Source organism: Polyangium sp. 6x1 (genome assembly GCF_029946515.1).
GTDB lineage: Bacteria > Myxococcota_A > Polyangia > Polyangiales > Polyangiaceae > Polyangium.
On record NZ_JARZHH010000001.1, the window covers coordinates 514,148 to 536,391 of the forward strand.

Annotated in this window: 24 protein-coding genes; 13 read left to right on the top strand and 11 right to left on the bottom strand. The window is 69.1% G+C overall.

The window, feature by feature from the left end; genetic code table 11:
* The first annotated feature begins 9 nt into the window (after window positions 1-9).
* Entirely contained in the window at window positions 10-828 is an 819-nt protein-coding gene (locus QHF85_RS01990; protein WP_281325296.1) for a hypothetical protein, read from the top strand.
* 1 nt (window position 829) lies between these two features.
* Here the strand turns inward: QHF85_RS01990 and QHF85_RS01995 are convergent, their stop codons facing one another.
* Window positions 830-1,984, bottom strand: coding sequence for a PAS domain S-box protein (locus QHF85_RS01995; protein WP_281325297.1), 1,155 nt, complete (start codon window positions 1,982-1,984; stop codon window positions 830-832).
* A gap of 212 nt (window positions 1,985-2,196) precedes the next feature.
* Here QHF85_RS01995 and QHF85_RS02000 point away from each other — a divergent pair, with 212 nt between their 5' ends.
* Window positions 2,197-2,784 (top strand): nuclear transport factor 2 family protein, encoded by a 588-nt coding sequence (locus tag QHF85_RS02000; protein ID WP_281325298.1) that lies wholly within the window; start codon window positions 2,197-2,199, stop codon window positions 2,782-2,784.
* Window positions 2,785-2,793: 9 nt separating this feature from the next.
* Here the strand turns inward: QHF85_RS02000 and QHF85_RS02005 are convergent, their stop codons facing one another.
* Both QHF85_RS02005 and QHF85_RS02010 read right to left on the bottom strand, forming a co-directional pair.
* Entirely contained in the window at window positions 2,794-3,858 is a 1,065-nt protein-coding gene (locus QHF85_RS02005; RefSeq protein WP_281325299.1) for a hypothetical protein, read from the bottom strand.
* A 60-nt stretch (window positions 3,859-3,918) separates the two neighbouring features.
* Window positions 3,919-4,707, bottom strand: a complete 789-nt coding sequence (locus QHF85_RS02010; RefSeq protein WP_281325300.1) for a class I SAM-dependent methyltransferase — start codon at window positions 4,705-4,707, stop codon at window positions 3,919-3,921.
* Between the two features lie 48 nt (window positions 4,708-4,755).
* On the opposite strand from QHF85_RS02010, the gene QHF85_RS02015 reads away from it, so the two are divergent.
* Window positions 4,756-5,316, top strand: coding sequence for a pyridoxamine 5'-phosphate oxidase family protein (locus QHF85_RS02015; protein WP_281325301.1), 561 nt, complete (start codon window positions 4,756-4,758; stop codon window positions 5,314-5,316).
* Between the two features lie 73 nt (window positions 5,317-5,389).
* Here QHF85_RS02015 and QHF85_RS02020 read toward each other — a convergent pair whose 3' ends face one another.
* Window positions 5,390-6,163 (bottom strand): MerR family transcriptional regulator, encoded by a 774-nt coding sequence (locus QHF85_RS02020; RefSeq protein ID WP_281325302.1) that lies wholly within the window; start codon window positions 6,161-6,163, stop codon window positions 5,390-5,392.
* 97 nt (window positions 6,164-6,260) lie between these two features.
* On the opposite strand from QHF85_RS02020, the gene QHF85_RS02025 reads away from it, so the two are divergent.
* A complete protein-coding gene (locus QHF85_RS02025; RefSeq protein WP_281325303.1) occupies window positions 6,261-8,036 on the top strand; it encodes a vWA domain-containing protein in 1,776 nt (591 codons plus the stop codon).
* An 18-nt stretch (window positions 8,037-8,054) separates the two neighbouring features.
* On the opposite strand, the gene QHF85_RS02030 is transcribed toward QHF85_RS02025, so the two are convergent.
* Window positions 8,055-8,603, bottom strand: coding sequence for a YaeQ family protein (locus QHF85_RS02030; protein ID WP_281325304.1), 549 nt, complete (start codon window positions 8,601-8,603; stop codon window positions 8,055-8,057).
* Window positions 8,604-8,664: 61 nt separating this feature from the next.
* Here QHF85_RS02030 and QHF85_RS02035 point away from each other — a divergent pair, with 61 nt between their 5' ends.
* From QHF85_RS02035 to QHF85_RS02045, 3 genes are all read left to right on the top strand, one after another.
* Window positions 8,665-9,546 carry a hypothetical protein gene (locus QHF85_RS02035; protein WP_281325305.1) on the top strand — a complete coding sequence of 294 codons (882 nt, stop codon included), beginning with the start codon at window positions 8,665-8,667 and terminating at the stop codon, window positions 9,544-9,546.
* A 103-nt stretch (window positions 9,547-9,649) separates the two neighbouring features.
* Window positions 9,650-10,087, top strand: coding sequence for a BlaI/MecI/CopY family transcriptional regulator (locus QHF85_RS02040; RefSeq protein WP_281325306.1), 438 nt, complete (start codon window positions 9,650-9,652; stop codon window positions 10,085-10,087).
* Window positions 10,084-12,147 (top strand): M56 family metallopeptidase, encoded by a 2,064-nt coding sequence (locus QHF85_RS02045; protein WP_281325307.1) that lies wholly within the window; start codon window positions 10,084-10,086, stop codon window positions 12,145-12,147. Before QHF85_RS02040 ends, QHF85_RS02045 begins: the two co-directional genes overlap by 4 nt.
* 104 nt (window positions 12,148-12,251) lie before the next feature.
* Here the strand turns inward: QHF85_RS02045 and QHF85_RS02050 are convergent, their stop codons facing one another.
* Window positions 12,252-12,524, bottom strand: coding sequence for a hypothetical protein (locus QHF85_RS02050; protein ID WP_281325308.1), 273 nt, complete (start codon window positions 12,522-12,524; stop codon window positions 12,252-12,254).
* 175 nt (window positions 12,525-12,699) lie between these two features.
* Between QHF85_RS02050 and QHF85_RS02055 the strand changes: the two genes are divergently transcribed.
* The 3 genes from QHF85_RS02055 to QHF85_RS02065 all read left to right on the top strand — a co-directional run bounded on the left by QHF85_RS02055 (window position 12,700) and on the right by QHF85_RS02065 (window position 16,190).
* Window positions 12,700-13,494, top strand: a complete 795-nt coding sequence (locus QHF85_RS02055; RefSeq protein WP_281325309.1) for an SDR family NAD(P)-dependent oxidoreductase — start codon at window positions 12,700-12,702, stop codon at window positions 13,492-13,494.
* A 97-nt stretch (window positions 13,495-13,591) separates the two neighbouring features.
* The gene (locus tag QHF85_RS02060; protein ID WP_281325310.1) at window positions 13,592-15,346 is read left to right on the top strand and encodes a cation:proton antiporter; all 1,755 of its coding nucleotides are present in this window, start codon (window positions 13,592-13,594) and stop codon (window positions 15,344-15,346) included.
* Window positions 15,347-15,458: 112 nt separating this feature from the next.
* Complete coding sequence (locus QHF85_RS02065) at window positions 15,459-16,190, top strand: hypothetical protein (protein WP_281325311.1); 732 nt, start codon at window positions 15,459-15,461, stop codon at window positions 16,188-16,190.
* A 27-nt stretch (window positions 16,191-16,217) separates the two neighbouring features.
* Here QHF85_RS02065 and QHF85_RS02070 read toward each other — a convergent pair whose 3' ends face one another.
* Together QHF85_RS02070 and QHF85_RS02075 are read right to left on the bottom strand one after the other, a co-directional pair.
* The gene (locus QHF85_RS02070) at window positions 16,218-18,374 is read right to left on the bottom strand and encodes a right-handed parallel beta-helix repeat-containing protein (RefSeq protein ID WP_281325312.1); all 2,157 of its coding nucleotides are present in this window, start codon (window positions 18,372-18,374) and stop codon (window positions 16,218-16,220) included.
* A gap of 45 nt (window positions 18,375-18,419) precedes the next feature.
* Complete coding sequence (locus QHF85_RS02075) at window positions 18,420-18,755, bottom strand: hypothetical protein (protein WP_281325313.1); 336 nt, start codon at window positions 18,753-18,755, stop codon at window positions 18,420-18,422.
* Between QHF85_RS02075 and QHF85_RS02080 the strand changes: the two genes are divergently transcribed.
* Window positions 18,643-19,008 carry a hypothetical protein gene (locus QHF85_RS02080; protein ID WP_348652711.1) on the top strand — a complete coding sequence of 122 codons (366 nt, stop codon included), beginning with the start codon at window positions 18,643-18,645 and terminating at the stop codon, window positions 19,006-19,008. The two genes, QHF85_RS02075 and QHF85_RS02080, sit on opposite strands and share 113 nt — an antisense overlap.
* Window positions 19,009-19,032: 24 nt before the next feature.
* Here the strand turns inward: QHF85_RS02080 and QHF85_RS02085 are convergent, their stop codons facing one another.
* Window positions 19,033-19,179, bottom strand: a complete 147-nt coding sequence (locus QHF85_RS02085; RefSeq protein ID WP_281325315.1) for a hypothetical protein — start codon at window positions 19,177-19,179, stop codon at window positions 19,033-19,035.
* 97 nt (window positions 19,180-19,276) lie between these two features.
* Window positions 19,277-19,552, bottom strand: coding sequence for a zinc ribbon domain-containing protein (locus QHF85_RS02090; RefSeq protein WP_281325316.1), 276 nt, complete (start codon window positions 19,550-19,552; stop codon window positions 19,277-19,279).
* Window positions 19,553-19,670: 118 nt separating this feature from the next.
* Here QHF85_RS02090 and QHF85_RS02095 point away from each other — a divergent pair, with 118 nt between their 5' ends.
* Together QHF85_RS02095 and QHF85_RS02100 are read left to right on the top strand one after the other, a co-directional pair.
* On the top strand, window positions 19,671-21,107 hold the full coding sequence (locus QHF85_RS02095; RefSeq protein ID WP_281325317.1) for a VWA domain-containing protein: 1,437 nt from the start codon (window positions 19,671-19,673) through the stop codon (window positions 21,105-21,107).
* 29 nt (window positions 21,108-21,136) lie between these two features.
* Complete coding sequence (locus tag QHF85_RS02100) at window positions 21,137-21,925, top strand: dienelactone hydrolase family protein (protein WP_281325318.1); 789 nt, start codon at window positions 21,137-21,139, stop codon at window positions 21,923-21,925.
* 3 nt (window positions 21,926-21,928) lie between these two features.
* On the opposite strand, the gene QHF85_RS02105 is transcribed toward QHF85_RS02100, so the two are convergent.
* Window positions 21,929-22,219, bottom strand: coding sequence for a hypothetical protein (locus QHF85_RS02105; RefSeq protein ID WP_281325319.1), 291 nt, complete (start codon window positions 22,217-22,219; stop codon window positions 21,929-21,931).
* Window positions 22,220-22,244: the final 25 nt, after the last annotated feature.

Consider the following 22,244-nt stretch of genomic DNA (forward strand, 5'->3'; position numbering starts at 1 on the left):
CGACCCGCCATGCGAACGCCGGTTCCCCTCGGGACGACGGAGCGCCTCTTCGGCACGCTCCACCGTCGCATGCTGGATCGCGGCTACGAGGTGCCGCCCTGGGATCGTTTGAGCACCGACGATCTCGACGCGGAAGCCGTGGAGATCGCCCGGAGCGCGTGGGCGGCGCGGACGGTCGCCGAGTACCGGTCGATGATCGTGTTCGGCGAGCTCGTCGCGCGGTTCGGCGAGGTGGGCTTGCCGCTCGAAGTGACGACCGCGGCGTCGCGCCTGCTCTCCGACGAGGCCCGGCACACCGAGCTCTGCGCGCGCGTGGCCGACGCGCTCGGTGGGCACGCGGGCATCACTTTGAAGCCAAACGATCTCCGCCTCCACCGCGGCGACCTGCCCGCCCACCTCTTCGTGGCGCGCTGGACGACGTCGATGTTCTGCGTCGGCGAGTCGGCCTCGGTCGCCATTCTGCGGGTCCTCCTGGCCGACGCGAAAAACCCTTGTATCGCGGCGGTGCTGCGAATCCTGCTCCGCGACGAGATCCTGCACGACCGCTTCGGCTGGGCGCTCGCGCGCCTCGTCTTGCCGCGACTCACGGACGACGAGCAGGAATGGCTGGCGGCCGACCTCGCGCAGACGTTCGCCCACTACGATCGCGCGCACGGCGCATCCAATTCCGATGCGGAGGAGACCTCGCTCCCCGCAGGCCTCGGCCTCGCGCCCGCGCGCGCCCGCAGCGAGGCCTTTCATCACCGCATCGACACGGTGATCCTCCCGTCGCTCGCGGGCCTCGGCGTACCCGCCTACGAGGCGTGGCTCCTTCGAGCCGAGGTGTGAATCATTTCCCGCGCATGCAGAGCTTGATCGCCTCGCGGAGGTTCGAGACCGTGCGCGCGCCGGCGAACCCGGCTCCGAGCGAAATCAAGGTCTGCGCCACGGCCGGCCGGATGCCCGTCACGATGCTCTGCGCGCCGAGGAGCTGGATCGAGCGAATGATACGCACCACGTGATCGGCCGTCGCCTCGTCGACGCTCTCCACGCCGGTCAGATCGAGGATCGCGTATTTCGCCGCCTGCGACACCACCGCGGAGAGCATGCGCCCGGTGATCTCGGACGCGCGCGCCTCGTCGAGCATGCCCACGACCGGCAGCGCGAGCACGCCGTCCCATACCTGGATGATCGGCGCCGACATCGCGTGAATGGCCGAGCGTTGCTCCTCGATGATCGCGAGCTTCTCTTGCAGCTCGATCTCGCGACGCTTGAAATCGTCGATGTCCTGGAAGGCACCGATCAGCCGGATCACCTTCCCGTCCTCGAAGACCGGATGGCCCGAGGCGCGCACCCATAGACGTTTTCCCGTCGCCGTGAGGATCTGCAGCTCGAGGTCGTACCCCTCCCCTCGCATGCAGCCCTCGACCGCGGCCGTGATGACGGGGATCGCCTCGGGCGTGTAGAAATTGATGGCCGTCTCGAGGATCGGCCGGAACCCCGCCGGCACCTCGTGAATGCGGTAGGTCTCCTCGGTCCAGTAAAGGTCCCCGGTCCGATTGTCGACCTCCCAGCCGCCGACCCGGGCCGTCGCCTGCATCTTCTGGAGCACGTCCTCGTGCCTTCGGCCCGCGTCCGCGCTCTCGTGCTCGTACACCTGGCGCCCGGTCCCGTAGATCGCCGCGTCCTCGGCCACGCGCCGGAGCGAGAGGGAGACCGTTCGGGGGCTGAGATCGCGATGCAAAAGCCGCTTCGTGATGCGGAGCGTCGCGTCCCCCTCCCCGCCGCCCTCGAAAAACGCCCGCACCTCGGCGGCCTCCTCGGGGTGCACGATCGCGGCGAACGGCTGCCCGACGAGCGCCTCCTCCACGTACCCGAGCACGTCGCGAAACGCCCGGTTGGCCTGCACGAAGCGCCCCTCTCGATCCAGCACGCAGAGCAGGTCGCCGGAGGTCTCGAAGAAGCGCTCATACGCAAGCGGACGTACGTCTCGGACGGTTTCCATGCGCCGGATGGACATTGCTCCTCCGGGAGAACCGTTGTCAATCCAGGCGTTCGGCTCGTGGTCTGGATTTGCGCCGTGCGTCTTACAGAAAACGCCAGCCGTTTGACGCACAAGCGAAACGAAAGCCTGCTCTCGCACGATGGCTCTTGTGTCGCGCATGGAAGCGGGGTTATCTGGAACAATCGGGGCATACGTCCATGAAGGAGGCCCATATGACCAAGACCTCGTTCGCATCGATGTCGCAGCGCGCGAAGGTGGCTCTCACGGTGGCGACCGCCGCCGCGGCCGTGACGCTGTTCGCAGGATTCATCTCCCCCACGCCGAACGGGTGGAAGCTCTCGGCGGAGCTCGAAATCGCCAAGCTTCCAGTCTGCTACGCGCTCGGGACCGACGCGATCGGGCGCGGCGATCTGCAGGCCGGCAAGGATATCTACGCTGGTTGCTTCACGAGCGATGCGGAGCTCGCGGTCTATTTCCCGGGGACGCCCTTCAATGGCCCGCCGAGCTCGACCTCGACCGGCGCGAACGACTGGGCCGACTTCGTCTCCGGCGTGTTCACCACGAGCGGCTACACGGCGACCCAGCACCTCATGGGCAGCTTCAACATCAACGTGAACGACGAGGACGAGGCCACGATGACGTCGTACCTGCACGCGACGCACGTGCTCTCCGACGGCACGATCGACGTGGCCAATGGCACCTACGAGGACGAGGTCATCCGCGTCAATGGCGCCTGGAAGATCAAGCGCCGTACGCTGAAGCTGATTACCTTCCTGAACCTCGGCACGCCCACCCCCTGAACATCGCCTTCAAGGCGAGGCGCTGGGCGGCAGAGCTGCGCCGACAGGCTCGGCGTGGACCTGCGTGTGCACGACACGCCGCCGCTTCGCCCCGATGCTCGTGACATCGAAATCGAATTTGAAGCCGATCATGACGGCGTCCGCGGGCAAGTCCGTGCTCGTCATGGGGGCCGTCAATCGATCGTCATGCACGCCGGGGAGCGTGATGATGCCCTTGCCACCGCCGATCAGGGCGGGCTTCGGGTTCGAGACGCTCTCCTTCGTGCCGGTGGGCAAGACGAGCTGGCTCTTCACGCCCACGAACACGCGACCGCCGCCGGCGAACGCGTGCGGCATCGGAAACACGCGGCCGGCCAGTTGCTCTTTCACCGCGCGGGCAATTCGCTCCCATTCTTTGCGATCGCCGCCCTTGGCCGCGATCACGTCGACGGAAGCAATTTGCCCGCGCGCGTCGAGCGTGAGGAGGAACGTGCCCATGGAATCGGGGGGCGTGCTCGAAGACCGGACCTGCTCCGTGACGGCCGATGCAAGCGTCCCGGCCGCGGGGAACCTCGCCTGCTCGACGCTGCCGGCGGCGACGGCCTGGGCCGTCGGTCGAATGGGCGCGGGCGTCGGGGCGGCCTCGCGGGGCATGGCGCCCGGAACCGCCCAGATCGGCGGACCGGCGAGCGCAGGAAGGGCGCCGGCGCGCGGGGGTTCGTCCGGAGGTCTGTCGTAATCGGAAGAACCGGCCGATGGCGACGCGGGGCTCGGGGGAAGCACCGCATTCGGCGCCGACGGTATGGGCTCGGGCTCTTCCCCCGACGTCGTGCGTTGCGGCAGGGCCGTCACGCGGGGCGCGAACTCGGGGGCCGGGGGCGTTTCGAGGGCGCCGCGCGGGGGCTCCACGGACGAGGCGGGCTCGACCGGGCGGAGCTCGATCCAGAGCTCGGGGGACCGCTCGAAGGCATTCGCGATCGTCGACAGTTCGAGGGGGCGGGGCGGAACGACGCGCACGAGCAGGAGCCCCGCCGCGTGCAGGACGAGCGCGGCGAGCAGCGAGAGCGGAATCCGGCTGCGTGCGGTGGGGCTCAAGGGACGAACCGTGCGTTGCGAGAGGCTGCCCGAGTATTCACGCGGGCGCAAGGATCGCGGCTATCGAGGAGCCTCCGTCGTGGCTGTGATCCACCTCGTCCCCAGCGAGCAGGGCAGCATTCCGTCCGGCCGCAGGAGGGCCTGCCAATCCGCGAGCAAGGCCTCTTCGATCGCAGCGAGGCGCGCAGGCGCGATGCGATCGGCGTCGTAGGTCTCCCGGAACGCGGCGAGGACCTGTTCCGGCGTGCCCGCGAGATCGACGAAAAGGGACTCGATCCGCACGTTCGCGAAGGGCTGGAGCAGCTCCCGGAGCCCTTCTTCGCTGAAGGCTCGCCGGTCGCCGATCGACGGCCCGTCGAAGGGCTCCTCGCGGATCCGCTGCACCATCCGGGACCATGCATCCTCGGCCGGCCCCACCATGCCGCCGCCCACGATGGCCGCGAAGGTGCCGCCGGGCCGCAAGACGCGGCGAACCTCGGCGAGGGCCTCCTCGACAGGGCGCATCAACATCAGCGCGAGGTGACACGTGACGAGGTCGAACGAAGCATCCTCGAAGGGCAGCGCCTGCGCCCGCCCCCGGACGAGGTTCGCCTCCGGCCCGAGCCGCTCGCGCGCCGCGGAAAGCTCGCCCTCGCTCATATCGATCCCCACGGCGCCGAGGGCGCCCCGCTCGCGGATCAGCGCGAGGAGCGCGCCGTCCCCGCACGCGAGATCGAGCACCCGATCGCCCGGCTGCGCGTGCCCGGCGAGCCATTCGTAGGTCGAAGGTTTTGCGCGCAAGAACGCGCGCGACGTGGCCCCGGCACGACGATCGTGCCAGCGGCGGAGCCAGTCCTCGGAGGGATCCATCGCCCCTGCGTACCATGGAGCGGGCGGAGTCTGCTACCCTCGTCCGTCGTGGGAAAACTCTACGACAGCCTCGAGGACGATCTCATCGAGTTCATCCAGCGACAACACGTCTTTTTCGTCGCCACGGCGCCGCTCGCCGGGGACGGCTTCGTGAACCTCTCGCCCAAAGGTCACGATACCTTGCGCGTGCTCGGCCCGCGCACGCTCGGGTACCTGGATTTCGTGGGGAGCGGCGTCGAGACGATCGCCCACGCCCGCGAGAACGGGCGCATCGTGCTGCTCTTCTGCGCATTCGATGGCCCGCCGCGCATTCTGCGGATCCACGGCCGCGCCGAGGCCTTCGAGCCCGACCATCCGCACTTCCCCGCCCTGCGCGAGCCCTTCGGCCCGCCGCGCGGGGGCGAACGGGCGATCGTGCGCATCGAGGCGACGCGGATCTCGACGTCGTGTGGTTATGGTGTGCCCCTGTACGAGTTCGTCGGGGAACGCACGCAGCTCGCGGATTGGGCCGATCGCAAGGGCCCGGAAGGAATGCGCGAGTACATGGAGAAAAAGAACCTGACGAGCCTCGACGGGCTGCCGGGGCTCCACCTCGGAAAAAACCATTGAGCGCGGATCGCGAAGCGACCTTCCCTCGGGGTGTGATCGCGCGAGTGATCACGCGACCACACCCCGAGGTTCATTATGCGCTCGAGCCTCCCTTTCGCGCGGCCTGCGCCCGGCTCACGTAATCGGCGAGCGCCGGGTCGTGGCCCTGCTGCGCCGCGAGGCCGGGCTCATTCTTGTAGAGGTTTTCGAGCGACTGACGGATCCCGGGGTTTCCCCCGGTGAACATCTCGACGAGCTCCCTCCAGCGCCCTGCGAGCGCCTGCACGGCCGGATCCTCGGGCGGCGTGCCCTTCTCCATCTCCGCGCGGACCTTCGCGATCAGCGCAGGCCATTCCGCTTGCACGGCCTGCATCGCCTCCTCGCCGAATGCCTGTCGTCGCGCCTCGAGCTCCGCGAGCTGCTCCTTCGTGTAGTATTTCTCGAACATGTTCATCACCTCGATCGTCTTCAAAAGTTCGTCGGCCGATACGCGCTCGCTCTTGGCGAACCAGGAGGCGAGCGCCTCCAGGCGGCCGAGGAGCTTCCGGGTGAGCTCCATCTGCTCTTGCAAACGCGTGATGTGCATGCGGACGATGGAGAGCGGCGAGACGTCGGGCCGCGCGAGCAGGTCCCGGATCTCGTCGAGCGACAGGCCGAGCTGCCGCAACGATAAAATCTGCTGAAGCCGGGCCACGTCCTCCTCCCCGTAAAGCCGATACCCCGCCCGTGAATGGTCGGACGGCGAGAGCAGCCCAATCTCGTCGTACCAGTGGAGCGTCCGGATGGACGTCCCCGTGGCCTTCGCCAGCTCTCCCACCTTCCACGTGCGCTTCTTCGCGCCCTTGTCCTTGTGCTCTCCAGCAGCCACGAACGGGACTCTAGGCCCTCACGCGACGTGAGGGTCAAGGGGGCGCACGAAAAAAGGAGGGGTGGTCGAATCCCCGGGGACCGAGGTAGCCTTTGCCATGCTCTCCCGCATCCTTCTTGGCTCCCTCGCTCTCCCTCTCCTCGCCATTTCCCTCGCCGCTTCGTGTGGCGGCAATGGCGGCACCTCGTCCGGCAGCGCCTCCTCGAACGCCACCGCCTCGGGCGGCTCCGGCGGCACGGGCGCCGACCCCGGCGTCGGCGGGTTCATCGCCGCCGGCGGCTCCGGCGGCGGCGGGCCGGACGTCTGCGATCCGCCCGACGTCCTCGTCGTCCTCGATAGGACCCTGACGATGCACAAGACCCCGGAAGGCGGGACACCGAGCGACGGGCCCGATTACAAGAGCTCGAAATGGTTCCAGGCGATCACCGCCGTCGAGCAGCTCGTCGCGCCCCCGCTCGACAAGGGCATTCGGTTCGGCGTCGAGCTCTGGCCCAAGGACCCGGGCGGCGGCGCCTGCATCACGCTCGCCGAGCGCGTGCTCGATACGAAGCAGGCGACGAACCCCACCTGCCAGGAGGGCGAGGTCCTGATCACCCCGGGCCTCGATCAAGGCGCGGCCATTCAAGCGCTCCTCGATCCGGCCACGACGACGCTCTGCACGACCACGCCCACCGGCAATGCGCTGCTCACGGCCGAGCAGCACCTGCAGGGAATCGCGGTCCCCGGGCGCGAGCAATACGTCGTGCTCGTGACCGACGGCGCGGACTGGGACCAGTCCTGCCCCGAGCCGAATCCGTTGCCGATCGCGCAGGCCCTCATGAAAAAGGGCATCAAGACGTACGTCGTCGGCTTCTCCGCGACCGGCGACATCCAGCCCGGCGGCGTCGGCGCCGAGTTCCTCAACAACATGGCCTGCGCCGGCGGCACCGCGAAGGGGTTCCCGGCTTCCTGCACCGACGACGGCAATGGGAACTTCGTATCCACCGACCCCACGGGCGCGCCGCTCTACCTCAAGGCCGGCAACGCGACCGAGCTCGCCCTCGCGCTGAAATCGATCGGCGGAAAGCTCTGCTGCAATTGCGGCGACACGTGTGATCCGCCCGAAATCCTCATCGCCCTCGACCGCACGCTCACGATGCACAAGACCCCGAACGGCGAGACGCCCACGGACGGGCCCGAGTATGCGAGCAGCAAATGGTACCAGGCGGTCACCGCGATCGAGAAGATGGTCGCCCCGCCCCGCGACACGCACGCGCGGTACGGGCTCGAGCTCTGGCCGAGGGACCCGGGCGGCGGCACGTGCATCACGCTCGCCGAGCGGGTCACGGATTCGAAGCAGGCGACGAATCCATTCTGCCAGGACGGCGAGATCGTCGTGGCGCCCGCCCTCGGGAGCGGCGCCGCCATCCAGCAATACCTCGATCCGGCCACCACCCACCTCTGCATCAGCACGCCCACGGGCCAGGCGCTCTTCACGGCGACGGACCATCTCTTGAAGAGCGTCACGCCCGGCCGCGACCAATACGTCGTGCTCGTGACCGACGGCGCGGACTGGGACCAGTCCTGCCCCGATCCGACCCCGCTGCCCATCGTGCAGCAGCTCGCGGCGTCGGGGATCCGCACGTTCGTCGTCGGCTTCTCCGCGGAGGGCGCCATTCAGCCGGGCGGCGTCGGCGCCGCGTTCCTCAACGACATGGCGTGCGCGGGGCAGACGGCCAAGGGATTCCCGGCGGGCTGCCAGGAGGGGCCCGGCGGTTTCGTCGCCAAGGACCCGAACGGGGACGTGCTCTACTTGCAAGCGAGCGACGCCGCCGGCCTCGACAAGGCGCTCTCCAGCGTGGCCGACGGCCTTTGCTGCGATTGTGTGAAGTGAGCCGACATCGCGGCCTCGTCACCTTTCGACGAGAGACCCGCGCGTGATCGTCCCGGAGACCACGTCATCGCCGATGGTGACGTAAAGCTGTTCGTCGTCCCGGAGCAGGTCGAGCTTCGTATTCCGATCGACCTTGGCTTCGAGGGCGTCGAGGAACGTCGGTTCCATTCGCCAAACCTCGATCGACTCGACCTTGTGAATGGCGCGCGACGATGCTTCGCGCTGGAGCTGCGCGAGCGACGCGTGCGTGAAGAGCGTGACGCGGCGCGCGGCCTTGGCGGCCTTGTGCAGGCGCTCGGCCGAGGGGGATCCGACATCGATCCAGGCGACGAGCAGCCCCGTGGGATCACGAATCAGCACGGGCGGCTCTTCCGTGGAGGAGAGGCCTTCCTTGCTGAACACAATGCCCTCCTCGTAGCTGAGGCAGTACGCGATCGTACGCGTCAGCAAATAACGCATGCTCTCCGACGGGTGGCGCGCGAGGCGGAGATCGAGGGTCTCGTAGACCCCCCGATCCACGTCGGAGAGGTTCACGTGCAGGTGGTAGATGGTCGCGGTCAGGGCCATGGGCGGCCGCAGGATAGCGGAACCGGGGCGACGCGCCGGGACCCGTGCGAAGATAGAGGCCATGTCCTCGTCGTCACGACGTCGCCGCCGAGAGGCCGCGCGCCGCGCGCCCACGAAAGCAGGGACCGATGGGTGGCCTCGTGATTTCCGGCACGCGTACGTGCAGCTCGTCGAGGGCGACGCGCTCGTCGAGCGAGACCTCCGCGCCGAAGCGGACGTCGCGGCTCAGGGCCGCGTGCTCGAAGCGACGTACCTCGAAAAGCGCGGCCTCTTCGAGCGCATGTTCGGCGTCTTCTCGGGCGAACCGGCGAGCGCCGCCCGCAAGCTCGCGCCACCCTTCGACGGCGACGGCGGCGACGCTCCAGGCCTCTTCGCGGGCTCCTCCGACGTGCTCCCCCTCGAACCTCGCGGCGCGGCCCTCGGTCAGGTCCGCCGTGTGCGCGGCCGCGTGGTGCCGCTCGGGCCCGACGTCCCGCCCGACGGCGCCGTGCTCCGCGCCATCTGGCTCGACAAACCCCCGGCGCTCCACGCGTGCGAGGCGATCGAGTTCGCCGTCATCCCCGACGAAGGCCCGCCCGTCGTGCTCTCGTTCGATCTCTCGCCCCTCGTCGTCGACCGCCCCTCGCGCGTGAGCGTCTCCGGCTTCCTCTCGCGCGTCGGCCCGCGCATGCGCGCCCTCTTGCGCGAGATGGAGGTGGACCGATCGCGCCGCGAAGAAGGGCAATTCGTGCAGATATCGTCCGGACAAACCGTCGAGGTGCTCTGCGTGATCCGCGCCGAGGTGCGCGACACGCATGCATTCTCGATCCACGGCGTCTCGCGCACGCTCCCGATGGAGGCGCGTCCGCAGGACGGCGGCCCCTACCGCGGCACGTCGACCCGAAACGCCGTCCTCGCGGGAGACGCGCCGGGCACGCGCGCGGTCGTGCGGCGCATCGGCTGACGACCCGCAAGCAGGATCCCGACGTTCCAGGTTTGGAGGATCTTCCTTGCCCTCCATCAACTACCCGGGTAGTATTACCCAGGTAGTAGTCAACGAGGAGCACGTGTCGAACAAAGACAAGGGCAAGGACGGATTCGAGGACGAAGCCGAGGGGGGGCAGAGGCTCACGCACCTCGGTGATTTGCAGCTCGCGATCATGCGAGTGCTCTGGGAGATTGGCGAGGCCACCGTCACGGACGTGCACCAGGCCTTGTTATCGGAGCGTGGTCTCGCGCCCACGACCATCGCCACCATGCTGAAGAAGATGGAGGAGAAGGGCGTCGTGGCGCACCGCGCGGAGGGCCGGAAATTCATTTATCGGCCCACGGTGAGCGAGGATCAGGTCACGCGAGGCATGGTCTCCGACCTGACCGAGCGCCTCTTCCGGGGAGATCCCGTGGCGCTCGTATCGCACCTGATCGCGCGCCACGAGATACGCCCCGACGAGCTGTCGGAGCTCGAACGAATGATCGCCGCGGCCAAGAAGGAAGGGAAGCGATGAACACCTTCGTGGGATGGTTGGTCACGTACCTGATACACAGCACGGTCCTTCTCGGGGGCGCGTGGCTGGTCGATCGTTTGTCGCGGAATCGCCCCGATTGGCAGGAGCTCGCGTGGCGCGTCGCCCTCGTCGGCGGGCTCGTCACGGCCACCGTGCAGACGGCGGCGTCGCTCCGGCCCGTCGGCGGGACCATTTCACTCGCGGAGCCCGCGCCCACGGCCCGCGTGATCGAGCGCGAAATGCCCCGCGCAACCGAGATTGTCGTGGCGACGGACATGGGCCCCGCGACGCACGTCGTCGTGACCTCGACGAACGCCACGATCGTCCGGCCCTTCGCGAAAGCGACGCTGCCCGCAAAACCCGCGCGCGCGTCCTTCCTTTCGTGGTCCCACGTCTTCGTGGCCGGGTGGGCGCTCGGCGCGCTCTTCTTGCTCGGATCGCTCGGGCGCGCCTGGATGGCCCTGCGCAAGCGCCTCGAAGGTCGGCGAAGGCTCGAAGGCGGGCCGCTCGGCGACGTCCTCGCCACGCTCGCCGCGCGCGAGCCCATTTGCATGCGGGCGCCCTTGCTCAGCGCGTCCGAGAAAGTGAACGTTCCCATGGCTCTCGGTATTCGTCATCCCGAAATCTGTCTGCCCGAACGTGTAACCAAGGAGCTCGGCCCGGACGCCCAGGAGAGCGTGCTCGCGCACGAGCTCGGCCACGTGGCGCGGCGTGATCCGCTCTATCGGCTGGCGACGAGCGTGTTTTGCCGCGTGTTCTTCTTCCAGCCGCTGAACTGGCTGGCGGCGCATCGCCTCGCGGCGAGCGCGGAGCTGCTCGCGGACGATTGGGCCGCGCGGCGCACGGCGCGTCCGCTCGACCTCGCGGAGTGCCTGACGAAGGTGGCGCGCTGGATGCACCGGCCGATGACGGGCCTGCCCGTGCCGACGATGGCGGCGGGGACGAGCGAGCTCCGGCAGCGCGTCGAGCGCCTCGTACGGGGCGAAGGCATGACCGCGGAGCCGCGCAAGCCGCTGTGGGCCGCGCCGATCGTCGCGTTCGTCCTGACCGCGCTCACGCTGCTCGCGCCTTGCGCCTGCGGCGTGGCCGAAGCGAAGGGTTTGCCCCCGGCGACGGCGGCCGCGAAGAAAGGCCCCGCGCCGAGCCCGAGGCCTACGCCCGCCGCCCTCGCGGACGAGGACGACGACGAGGACGCGGACGACGACGAGGAGCCTGTCTGCGAGGGGCCGAAGCACACGCGAAAGGCCAAGGACCACGCCAAGGCGGAAAAACGTCGCGGCGAGGAGCACGCGCGCAGGCAGAACGGTCGTCATGGGCCCGTCGATCAGGATGACGAGGACGAGGACGACAACGACAACGACAACGACAACGACAACGACGACAACGACAACGACGACGACGACGACGACGCCGCGGAGCAGGACGCGGACGACGAGGAGAACGAGGTCGCCGTCGCGCGTGGGCCGCGCATCCACATCCACGTGCCGGCGCCGAACGTCGACATCGACTTCGACCAGATCGAGCGCTCCTTCCCCTCGCAAGAGCAGTTCGACGCCGAGGTCGAGCGAGCCCTCGCCGACGTGCGGAAGAACGTGCGCGACGAGGACACGCGCAAGTGCGTCGAGCGTGAGATCAAGCGGGCCCGCAAGGAGGCGCGCAAGGAGCTCGAAGAGGCGCGCGAGCAGATGGAGGAGCAGCTGCGCGAGGTGCGCGAGCAGATGCCCGAGATCCGCCGCCGGGCCATGGAGACTGCCCGCGAGGTTTTGCAGCAAGCCCGCGAGGACGCGAACGAAGAGGCGCGCGAGGCCGAGGAAGAGGCCATGAAGGCGCAGAAGAAGGCTCGCAAGGCGCGCAAGAAGGCCAAGCACGCCGCGCCGCCCGAGCCGCCCGCGCCGCCTGCGCTGCATGGCGCGCCCGCGCCGCCCGCTCCGCCTCCGCCGCCTGGACTGCATGGCGTGCCCGCGCCGCCCATGCCGCCCATGCCGCCGGGACCGCATGCCATGCCCATGCCGCGTAGCGCGCCCGTGCCGCCTGCGCCGCCGCCTCCGCCGGCGCACTGACCCACCCGCGCCGCAGGCGAATCGCGAACATCAATACGGCCCCGGAGAGCAGTCTCCCTCCCTGCTCTCCGGGGCTCTTTTTTTGGCGCGGTCAGACAAACCCGTTACGCGCCGCCTCCGCCTCCGCCCGTCCCTTTTCCTCCCGGCCCCTCGGCCTGGTGCGCGCTCGCGTCGCTCTTGTCGACCATCGGCGCGTCGTCCGCGGTCGAGCCGGTCCGCGGCGCGAGCGGTGACTTTTGCTCCTTCAAGCCGAGCTCGTGGTAATGGCTCTGGCCCGTGGGCGTGTGCTCGCCGCGGCGCATGTCGCCCGGCGTCCCGCCGGACGGCTGTCGGGCGAGCGGATCGTCGGGTCTCCCGTGCTTCGGATGTGTAGCCATGCCGGGACGCCGGCAAACGGCGTGCGCGCCCTCCCGGGCTCCCTTTTCACGCCCGCGCGCCGGGCGCCCGAGGCAGGGCCCCTCGCTCGCGCGGCTCTCCGATCCGGCAAAACCGTCGCGCTCGCTGCGCGTGGCCGCGGCGCGCGCTAGCATCCGCCCGAACAAGGAGGAAGACATGGATCTCGGATTGGCAGGGAAGCGGGCGCTCGTGACCGGCTCGACCGCGGGCATCGGCCTCGCGACGGCGCACGCCCTGGCGAGCGAAGGCGCGGTTGTCACGGTGAACGGACGGACCGAAGCTCGCGTGCAGGGCGCCGTGGACGCGCTCCGGCGCGCGCTCCCCGGCGCGACGATCAGCGGCGTCGCAGCAGACCTCTCGACCGCGGCGGGATGCCAGGCGCTCATCGCGAAGCTCCCCGACGTCGACGTGCTCGTCAACAACATGGGAATCTTTGAGCCCAAACCTTTCGAACAGATCCCGGACGAGGACTGGCTCCGGTTCTTCGAGACGAACGTGCTCAGCGGCATCCGGCTCTCGCGCCATTACGTGGCCGCCATGCGGGCCCGGAACTGGGGCCGCATCGTGTTCGTGTCGAGCGAGTCGGGGATCCAGATCCCGACGGAGATGGTCCATTACGGCATGACGAAGACGGCGCAGCTCGCGGTCGCGAAGGGCCTCGCCGAGACGCTGCGCGGGACGGGCGTGACCGTGAACAGCGTCCTGCCCGGACCGACGTCGTCCGAGGGCGTGGGCGCGTTCGTCACGCAGCTCGCCGCGGCGCGCGGCGTGGACGCCGCCACGGTCGAGCGCGAGTTCTTCGCCACGGCGCGGCCGACCTCCATCATCCAGCGCTTCGCCACGCCGGACGAGGTCGCCGCGATGATCGCCTACGTGTGCAGCGTTCGCGCGTCGGCCACCACGGGCGCAGCGCTCCTCGTGGACGGCGGCGTGGTGCGCGCCATCGCGTGATCCACGCGCCGAGCGAGCGGGCGAAATCGCCCCCAAGATGCTCGCTCGTCGGGTTCCTTTCCGCGGGTCCGCCTCCTGCTCTTCGTCCTCTGGACGAATGCATGCCTACGACCTCATCCTCACGCTGACGGGCGGGCTCCTCGCGGCGCTCCTGCTCGGCATGGTGACGCGACGGCTCGGCGCCTCGCCCATCCTCGGCTACCTCCTCGCGGGCATCGTCGTCGGCCCGCAGACGCCCGGATTCGTGGCGAACCTCGAGCTCGCCGGGCAGCTCGCCGAGGTGGGCATCGTCCTGCTCATGTTCGGCGTGGGATTGCATTTCCAGCTCGGCGATCTCCTCAAGGTCCGGCGCATCGCCGTGCCGGGCGCGGTCGTGCAGAGCCTCTTCGCCACCGTGCTCGGGACCGCGGTCGCGCTCGCGTTCGGCTGGTCCGCCTCGGCCGGCCTCGTGCTCGGGATGTCGGTGGCCGTGGCGAGCACGGTCGTCCTGATCCGCATGCTCACCGATCACGACGCGCTCGAAACGCCCCACGGCCACGTCGCCGTCGGATGGCTCATCGTCGAGGACATCTTCACGGTCGTCATTCTCCTCATGGTTCCGGTGCTCGCGTCTCTGCGGGGCGCGCACGCCTCCGCGGCCCAGGCGGTCGGGATCATCGGCATCGGGCTCGTGAAGCTCACCGCGCTCATCGCGATCGTGCTCGTGGTCGGGGCCCGCGTCGTCCCGTGGTTCCTCACGCGTGTCGCGCGCTCGCGAAGCCCCGAGCTCTTCACGCTCGCCGTCCTCGCGGTCGCGCTCGCCGTCGCCACGGGCTCCGCCGTCATTTTCGGCGCGTCGATGGCCCTCGGCGCGTTCCTCGCGGGCATGGTCGTCGGACAATCGAAGGTCAGCCACCAGGCCGCCGCGGACGCCCTCCCGATGCGGGACGCCTTCGCGGTGCTCTTCTTCGTCACCGTCGGCATGCAATTCGACCCTCGCGCGCTCATCGCGCGTCCGGGGCTCGTCCTCTCGGTCCTCGCCATCATCCTCCTCGCCAAACCCCTCGCCGCGCTCGTCGTCGTCGTGGTCCTCGGGTATTCGGTCCGGACGGCGCTCACGGTGGCGATCGGGCTCGCGCAGATCGGCGAATTCTCGTTCATCCTCGCCGACACGGCGCACAAGGTCGACCTCTTCCCGGCCGAGGGGCGCAGCGTGCTCGTGGCGAGCGCGATCGCCTCGATCGGGCTGAATCCATTGCTGTTCCGGCTCATGGATCCGCTCGAAGAATGGCTGCGCGGGCGCCCGACGCTCTGGCGAGGGTTGAACCGCCGCGCCGAGGCGCGTGGGGAAGCGCTCCGGGAGCAGGCCCCGAAAGAGCCGACCCGCGAATGCGACGTCCGCGCGATCGTCGTGGGGTACGGCCCCGTCGGCCGCACGGCCGTGGACATCCTCGACCGATTCAACGTCTGCTCGGTCATCGTCGAGCTGAGCATCGACACCGTCACCGAATTGACGAACATCGGCCGCAACGCCGTGTATGGCGACGCGCGCAGGGCCGAGGTCCTTCACGCGGCGGGCATCGAGACGGCCGATTACCTCGTCGTGACCACGCCGAACCCGGAGACACGCGCCGCGGTGGTCGACGCGGCGCGGAACCTCCAGCCCGACCTGCCGATCTTCGTCCGCGCCCATTACATGAGCGAGCGGAAGACGCTGGAGACGCACCGCGCCACGGCCGTTTGTTACGAAGAAGCCGAGGCCGCCGTTCGGCTGGCGGAGATGCTCCTCACGGAGATCGGCGTCGAAGCGGCGCAGATCGAGGCAGAATCGCTCCGCATTCGCGCGTCGCTCGGACCCGGCGCGACGCCGTGACGCGGCGCGTCCGCCGGAGCGAGCAGCACGTATTCGGCTTGCGACCCGTGACAAGCCCGGGATACGATGCTCCGAGGTTCGCGGATCACACGTCCTGGCGGGAGGGAATGACTTGAGCTCGCATTTCACGAGGCAAAAACGGAAATACGCGCGGCGCCTCGGCGCCGTCTCGCTCGGCGTCGGTTTGCTCGCCGCGCCGGCCATGTCGGCGGCGCAGTCGCAGAAGGCGCCCGCGGCGGCGCCGGCGCTGCCCCCTCCGCCCCCTCCGCCCGCCGCGCCGCAAGCGGCGCCCCCGCCTGGCATGCCGCCGCCGGGCGTGCAGCCGGGCCAGCCCCCGTACCCGTACCCCTATCCGTATCCGTACGGGCAACCGGGATATCCGTATCCGCCGCCTCCTCCCGGGTATGGTTATCCGCCCGCCGGCGTCGAAACGCAGGAGCTAAAGCCTGTCATGCCGTACAAGGGAGGCGTCGTCCCCCCGGGATACGTGCTCGAGGAGCGCGTTCGAAAGGGCCTCGTCATCGCGGGCAGCGTGCTCTTCGGGACGTTTTATCTCTTCACGGCGGCCGGCGCCGCGGCGGCCGAGTCGAACAGCGCTCCCTGGGGTGCGCTGTACGTGCCCGTGATTGGCCCGTTCATCGTCGCCGGTGCGGGCAATTTCAGGGGAGACGCCGAGGTCGTGAGGCCGCTGTTCGTGCTCGACGGCATCATCCAGGCCGGCGGGGCGGCCATGCTGATCGCCGGGATCGTCGCCAAGCAAAAGGTCCTCGTGCGGGAAGACCTCGTCGCGCGCACCGAGCTCCTCGTGGGGCCGGGGTCGGTGGGAATGAAGATGAGCTTCTGATGACGCTCGGTAGAACGGCGCTTCGCGCTAGGCTCGGCGCCTTCGACGCGAGATCCCCCACGCGAGCGCGGCGAACGCATACAACCCGAGCCCCGGCGCGGCTCCGTCCCCGAGGCGGCAACCACAACCGTCCTCGGCCCCGCCGCCCGCGCCATTGCCGCCTCCGCCATTGCCACCGGCGCCGTCGCCACCCGCGCTGCTCGACGAGGCCCCGGAGCCGCCGTCGGGCAATCCGCCGTCCGGAAGCGGACCCACGCCTCCTCGCTCGAACGCGCCGAGATCGGGCGCCGCGCCGACCACGAATCGATCGTTGATGCCCTCGATCACCACGCCGACGTCGACGAGCCCGCTCCCCTCCACCGGCGTGAAATCGCCGCCCTCCGCGTCCTCGTACTTCGGCTCGACCTCGAAACCGTGGCTCTCGATCGTGCCCGAGGCCGCGAGCTCCGCGATGTTCGCGTATTTCACGTCGAGCCATTTCACGAACCGCGGCGTCCCGTCGAGGATGTCCGTGTAGAGATCGTCCCAGTCGAGGTCCACGGGCCCGCTCGGCGTGATGCTGCTCTCGATGACGTAGCGGTGCGAGGTCCAGATGTTGTTCCGCGTGATCAGATTCGCGAAGGGAATCGTCGGGGCGATCGCCTGCGCTTCCGAGAGCCCCGCGGCCGGCCGGCTCGTCGTGTGGTACACGAGCATGAATCCCTGCGAGCCGTTGTTCACCTTGAGCGCGTGCTCCTTGAAACCATCGATCACGTTCCGCACCACGAACAGCGGGCCGACCGCGATCGGCGCGAGCGAGACGCCGTTCAGCACCCCGCGCATGTGGTTGTTCCAGAAGCGCACGTTCACACAGGCGCCCTCGGGCTCGAGCCCGTCGTCGCCGTGCTCCGCGAGCACGTTCTCGTATACGTCCGTATCCGGGGCGATCGTCTCCGAAGAATCATCGAAATCCCCCACGTAGACCCCATTGAACGTCCCGGAGAGCTGGTTTCTCCGGACGACGTTCGCGGCGCCGCCCGTGATGCTGATGGCGCTCGCCTCGGGGGTATGGGTTTTGACGGAGCCCCAGGGCCACGACCAGATGCTCGTATCGCGGACGACGTTGTCCTCGATGACGTTCTCCGCCGCGAGGGGCCTGCGCACGCGGACGCCGGCGTTCATGTGGTGAATGTCGTTTTTCCGGACCCACGCGCGCGCCGTGTCGCGCACGTCGATGCCCGCCCCCTCGGCGTCGGCGCCGAGATACCGGATCTCGAAGCCCTCGATCACGACGTCGGTGACGGTGTCGAGAAGAATGCCGACGTTGCGGATGGCCACGTGAATCGCATGCCCGGCCGGCGATCCGCCGTCGGGGAGCTTCAAGTAAATCCTGCCTGCGGCGGCGTCGACGTAGAAACCGCCGGCGAGCCCCGCGGCGGCCGATTGCAGGTCCGCGAGCGAACCGTAGTCGTAGAGGCGCGTATCGTCGACGGCGACATACTGCGACGCCCCGGAGAACGGCGCCGAGTAGATCCCATTGCCTTCCGATTGAAAGGCCGCCCCGTCCTCCAGCGCCGGGTCGGATCCGTCGACGATCGCGCCCGGCTCGGCGACGAACCAGACCGGGTTTCCCGCGGCGCCGCCGTGGTTGCCCTCGACCGTCACGGTCTCGCGATAGACCCCGGCCGCGACGTGCACGACCGTCCCCGGCCCGGCCGCGGCCGCCGCGGCGCCGATGCTCTTGAACGGCGAGGCTTGCGAGCCGTCGTTTCCATCCGAGCCATTCTTCACGTCCACGTAAAGCTGCTTGCTCCCCTTCGGCGGAGGCGCGTCGTCGCGCGTGCGGATCGTCCCCATCACCTCCTCGGGTCCGCCGTTGTCGGGATCGTCGAGCGTAACCCGCACCTCGTATTCGGTCGCGGGTTCCAGGAAGAGCGCGCTGCCGCGGCGCCCGCCGGGCGTGCGGAGGAGCGGATGGCCGGGCGTGAAGCTCGCGTCGCCGGCCTTGCGGAACGCGAGCTTCACGGCGGCGTCGCCGTCGTCGTCCCCCGTCAGCGCGGCCGTGACGCCCACGGCGTGAATCGTGGGCCGGAGCGTGAGGTTGCCGAGCGTCGACGTATCCGCGGCGCGGGCGGCGCCGGCGCTACCGACGAACAGCAGGAAGAGGGAAGAGGCGAGAACCGGGCGTGGAGCGTATCGAAGCATGGGCAGGCATGCTACGCGCAACCGGGACGGAGCGAAAAGAGAATTTCAATCCGTTCCGGGCGCACCGCAAAAAAGCGGGATTTCCCGCATTGCGATTCGCGCGTGGGCCGGGTATGAGCCAGAGAACGACGGAAAAGGAGACCGAGCCATGACGAACGCAATGCCCGCCATGAACATGCCGATGCCCATGATGCCCTCGTCGATGCCCATGATGGGCTCGCCCATGCACGGAATGCCCATGATGAACATGATGCCCGGCATGACCGGAATGCCCGGCATGATGCCCGGCATGATGCCCGGCATGATGGGCATGATGCCCGGCATGATGCCCGGCATGATGGGCATGGGCATGATGCCCGGCATGATGAACATGATGCCCATGATGGGCATGATGCCCAGCATGATGGGCATGGGCATGATGCCCATGATGTGTCGTATGACCTATGAAATGACCAAGGACGGAATCACCTGCAAATTGACCCCGGGCGAAGGCACCTCCATGGACATGATGAAGGAGCGCTGCGAGGCCATGGCGCGCATGATGTCCGCCGGCATGCCCATGATGATGATGTGCGGCGGGATGCCGATGATGATGTGTCTGCCCAGCCTGCCCAGCACGATGCCGGCGAAGTGACCCGCGCGGCGGGCCGCTCCCCGTTCACATCGCGGGCCAGACGGGCACCCAGAACCAGACGGGCACCCAGACGAGCATGACGGGCACGGGCTGGGCCTTCTGGCGCTGCTCGTCGGCGCGTTTCCTTCGCACCTCGTCGAGATCGATTACACGAGCGCTGCGCTGGTTCATCGCACGACCCTCCAACAAAGCGTGGCGCCATCCACTATAACGGATGCCGTCCGTTCGAGCAAGCCTGTTCGAGGATCGGGGCCCGCAGCAGCGGAGCTCAAGCGAGGCCGAGCTGCTTTTCCAGGGCCTCCACGGCATTTTTCGCGTCGAGGAGCGAGGATTTTCGCGCTTCTCGGTAGAGCCGGATCGCCTCGAACTTGTTGCCGGCGCGCAGCGCCTCGACGACCCCGGCCGGCAGCCCGCCGGGCCCGCTCGCCTGCGCGGCTCCGCCGGGCGCGCCGGGCCAGGCAAGAACGGCGCGGCAATAAAAACAAGAAGCGCTGCCTTCCTGCGCGGGCGCGCCACAGTTCGGGCAATGAACGGTGGAGACCATGGCAAAAGCCTACCCGAATCCCGCCACGAGGTCCGAGCTCGCGCATCCGCAGCACGTTTTTCCCTCCCGCCAAATCCTCCAGGCCCTTCGCGCGTCTTAGCCGGGCTCTGGAGCCGTCATGAGAGATCTCGCGTTTCGTACGTCGATCCCCCTCCTCCTCGTCGCCATCGCCCTCTTCGTCCTCGGCTGCGGCCCCGCAGCGTCGCCGTCCGGCGCGCGGGATCCGAACGCGGTCCGCGTGGAAGCGCTCCTCGGATCGCCCATGCTCCTCGCGAACGGGGACAGCACGGTGTACGCCGTGCTCCGCATCTCCACGGCCGCGCGCCCCGCGCGTGAACGCGGCCCCGTGAACGTCGCGCTCGCCATCGACACCTCGGGCTCGATGGAGGGCGAGGGAATCGTGGCCGCGCGCCGCGCGAGCCTTCAGGTGATCGACTCGCTCAAGGACGGCGACCGGCTCGCGGTCGTCGTGTTTCATTCGAAGGCCGAGGTCCTCATCCCTTCGACCGAGCTCGACGACGAGGTCCGCGAGGAGGCGCGCCAGCGCATCGCGGCCATGGAGGCGCGCGGCACGACCGAAATGGCGGGCGGCCTCCAGACCGCGCTCGACGAGGTCGTCACGAATTACAACCCCCAAGGCGTCAACCGCGTCGTGCTCCTCGGCGACGGGATCCCGAACCAGGCGGGAAACCTCGAATACACCGTGAAGCGGGCCACCGACCGAGGCGTCGCGATCACCACGCTCGGGCTCGGGCTCGATTACGACGAGACGCTCATGGGGAACATCGCGCAGCACTCCGGCGGGCGATACCGCTACATCGAGAACGCGGACAAACTGGCCGGCTTCTTCCGGGAGGAGCTCGATCGCCTCGACACGGTCTACGGCCGCCAGGCCTCCGTCACGCTGACCCCCGGCCCTGGCGTGCGCATCGACGCGATCGTTGGCACGCAAATGATCTCCCCGGCCGGCGCCGCCTACGTGCCGCTCGGCGACATCGTGCGCGGCGACAGCCGCGACGTCGTCGTCCGCATGACGGTGACGCCTCGGAAGGCGGGCGTGCCGATCGAGCTGCTCGACGCGGTGCTCACGTTCGACGACGCGCTCGTGCAGGCCGGCCGCCTCGAACGCAGGCTCTACTTTGGCGCGCGCACGACGCTCGACGAGGGCGAGGTCGCGAAGACGAAAAACCCTGCGGTCGACCTCTCGGCCGCGCTCGCCGAGGCGTCCGCGACGACGCTCCAGGCGCTGGAGCTCGGCAAGCAGGGCTCGTACGTGCGCGCGCGGGGGCTGCTCGAAAAAGGCGCCACGGCGGCGCTCGCGCAATCGAAGCGCACGCCGAGCGCCGAGCTCGACAAGCTCGCGGCGAACATGACCTCGGTCGCCAAGGACATGCCGGAGGCCGATCGCCCCGCCCCGACTCCATCTCCCTCCTCGGGGGAGTATGGCTACGAATTCTCGGACGACACCATGTCCACGCCCATGCCCGCGGAGGCCCCCTCCGTCGTTCGCAAGCGCAAAGAGGTCCACCAGAAGGCGGTCGACGCTCTTTATTGACGGGAGGATCCGCGCTAGCATGCGCGGCCATGCCCATCGAGCTCGACGGTTTTTCGCGCGAATCCTTCACCCACGACGGCGCCACCAAGGACGTCTATCGCCGCGGCAGCGGGCCCGGCGTCGTCGTCATGAGCGAGATGCCCGGCATCACGCCCACGGTCATTCGTTTCGCCGAGCGCGTCGCCGCCGATGGATTCACCGTCTTCATGCCGCAGCTCTTCGGGACGCCGGGCAAACCGCTCTCCTTCCCCTACGCCATCTCCGAGCTCGCGCGCGCGTGCATCTCGCGCGAGTTCGCCGTCCTCGCGGCGAACGAATCGAGCCCCCTCGTCGATTGGCTGCGCGCGCTCTGCCATCACGTGCACGCCGAGCTCGGGGGCAAGGGCGTCGGCGCGATCGGCATGTGCATCACCGGCAATTTCGCGCTCGCGCTCATGGTCGATCCGGTGGTCGCGGCGCCCGTCCTCAGCCAGCCCTCGCTCCCGTTCGGAATCGGCACCGCTCGCCGCGCGGGCATGCACATCTCGGAGAGCGATCTCGCCGCCGTGAAGGAGCGCTGCGCGTCCGGCGCGCAGGTCCTCGCCATGCGATTCACGCACGACGCTCTTTGCCCGGGTGAGCGCTTCGTGTCCCTGCGCAAGGCGCTCGGCCCCGCACTCGAATCCATCGAGATCGACTCGGGCCCGGGCAACCGCTGGGGCCTCCCGCGGCGCGCCCACTCGGTCGTGACGAACGACCTCGTCGACGAGGTCGGTCACCCCACGCGCCAGGCGCTCGACCGCGTGCTCGCCTTCTTCGGCGAGCGCCTGCGCGGATAAAGTCTAGCGCCCCGTTCGCCGCCGGAAGAGCCGCAGCGCGACGAACCCCATTGCCACGACAAACCCAGCCTCCACGGGCCCGGGCGCGTCGCCCGACTCGCCCACGCGGCACCCCGCGCACCCGCCCTGCGGCGGCGCGGACGGCGGCCCGGATGCATTCGTGTCGGTCGTCGACGGAGATGCAGAGCTCGAGCCTGCGGGCAGCGGGGTCGTATCCACCGGCGCTGCATACATCGCCGGCGCGGGCACGAGCGGGCCGCTGTCGATACGCGTCTCGTTCTCGTCGCGCTGCACCAGGGCAGCAAGCTCGATCCCGCCG

What these genes read in the sequence shown, in the direction of transcription:
- QHF85_RS02035 (WP_281325305.1), top strand. Translation starts at nt 8,665, where the DNA reads ATGTCCTCGTCGTCACGACGTCGCCGCCGAGAGGCCGCGCGCCGCGCG.
- QHF85_RS02085 (WP_281325315.1), bottom strand. Translation starts at nt 19,179, where the DNA reads ATGAACCAGCGCAGCGCTCGTGTAATCGATCTCGACGAGGTGCGAAGG.
- QHF85_RS02075 (WP_281325313.1), bottom strand. Translation starts at nt 18,755, where the DNA reads ATGGGCATCATGTTCATCATGCCGGGCATCATGCCCATGCCCATCATG.
- QHF85_RS02030 (WP_281325304.1), bottom strand. Translation starts at nt 8,603, where the DNA reads ATGGCCCTGACCGCGACCATCTACCACCTGCACGTGAACCTCTCCGAC.
- QHF85_RS02090 (WP_281325316.1), bottom strand. Translation starts at nt 19,552, where the DNA reads ATGGTCTCCACCGTTCATTGCCCGAACTGTGGCGCGCCCGCGCAGGAA.
- QHF85_RS02060 (WP_281325310.1), top strand. Translation starts at nt 13,592, where the DNA reads ATGCATGCCTACGACCTCATCCTCACGCTGACGGGCGGGCTCCTCGCG.
- QHF85_RS02045 (WP_281325307.1), top strand. Translation starts at nt 10,084, where the DNA reads ATGAACACCTTCGTGGGATGGTTGGTCACGTACCTGATACACAGCACG.
- QHF85_RS02000 (WP_281325298.1), top strand. Translation starts at nt 2,197, where the DNA reads ATGACCAAGACCTCGTTCGCATCGATGTCGCAGCGCGCGAAGGTGGCT.
- QHF85_RS01990 (WP_281325296.1), top strand. Translation starts at nt 10, where the DNA reads ATGCGAACGCCGGTTCCCCTCGGGACGACGGAGCGCCTCTTCGGCACG.
- QHF85_RS02055 (WP_281325309.1), top strand. Translation starts at nt 12,700, where the DNA reads ATGGATCTCGGATTGGCAGGGAAGCGGGCGCTCGTGACCGGCTCGACC.
- QHF85_RS01995 (WP_281325297.1), bottom strand. Translation starts at nt 1,984, where the DNA reads ATGGAAACCGTCCGAGACGTACGTCCGCTTGCGTATGAGCGCTTCTTC.
- QHF85_RS02095 (WP_281325317.1), top strand. Translation starts at nt 19,671, where the DNA reads ATGAGAGATCTCGCGTTTCGTACGTCGATCCCCCTCCTCCTCGTCGCC.
- QHF85_RS02025 (WP_281325303.1), top strand. Translation starts at nt 6,261, where the DNA reads ATGCTCTCCCGCATCCTTCTTGGCTCCCTCGCTCTCCCTCTCCTCGCC.
- QHF85_RS02050 (WP_281325308.1), bottom strand. Translation starts at nt 12,524, where the DNA reads ATGGCTACACATCCGAAGCACGGGAGACCCGACGATCCGCTCGCCCGA.
- QHF85_RS02070 (WP_281325312.1), bottom strand. Translation starts at nt 18,374, where the DNA reads ATGCTTCGATACGCTCCACGCCCGGTTCTCGCCTCTTCCCTCTTCCTG.
- QHF85_RS02010 (WP_281325300.1), bottom strand. Translation starts at nt 4,707, where the DNA reads ATGGATCCCTCCGAGGACTGGCTCCGCCGCTGGCACGATCGTCGTGCC.
- QHF85_RS02100 (WP_281325318.1), top strand. Translation starts at nt 21,137, where the DNA reads ATGCCCATCGAGCTCGACGGTTTTTCGCGCGAATCCTTCACCCACGAC.
- QHF85_RS02080 (WP_348652711.1), top strand. Translation starts at nt 18,643, where the DNA reads ATGCCCGGCATGATGCCCGGCATGATGCCCGGCATGATGGGCATGATG.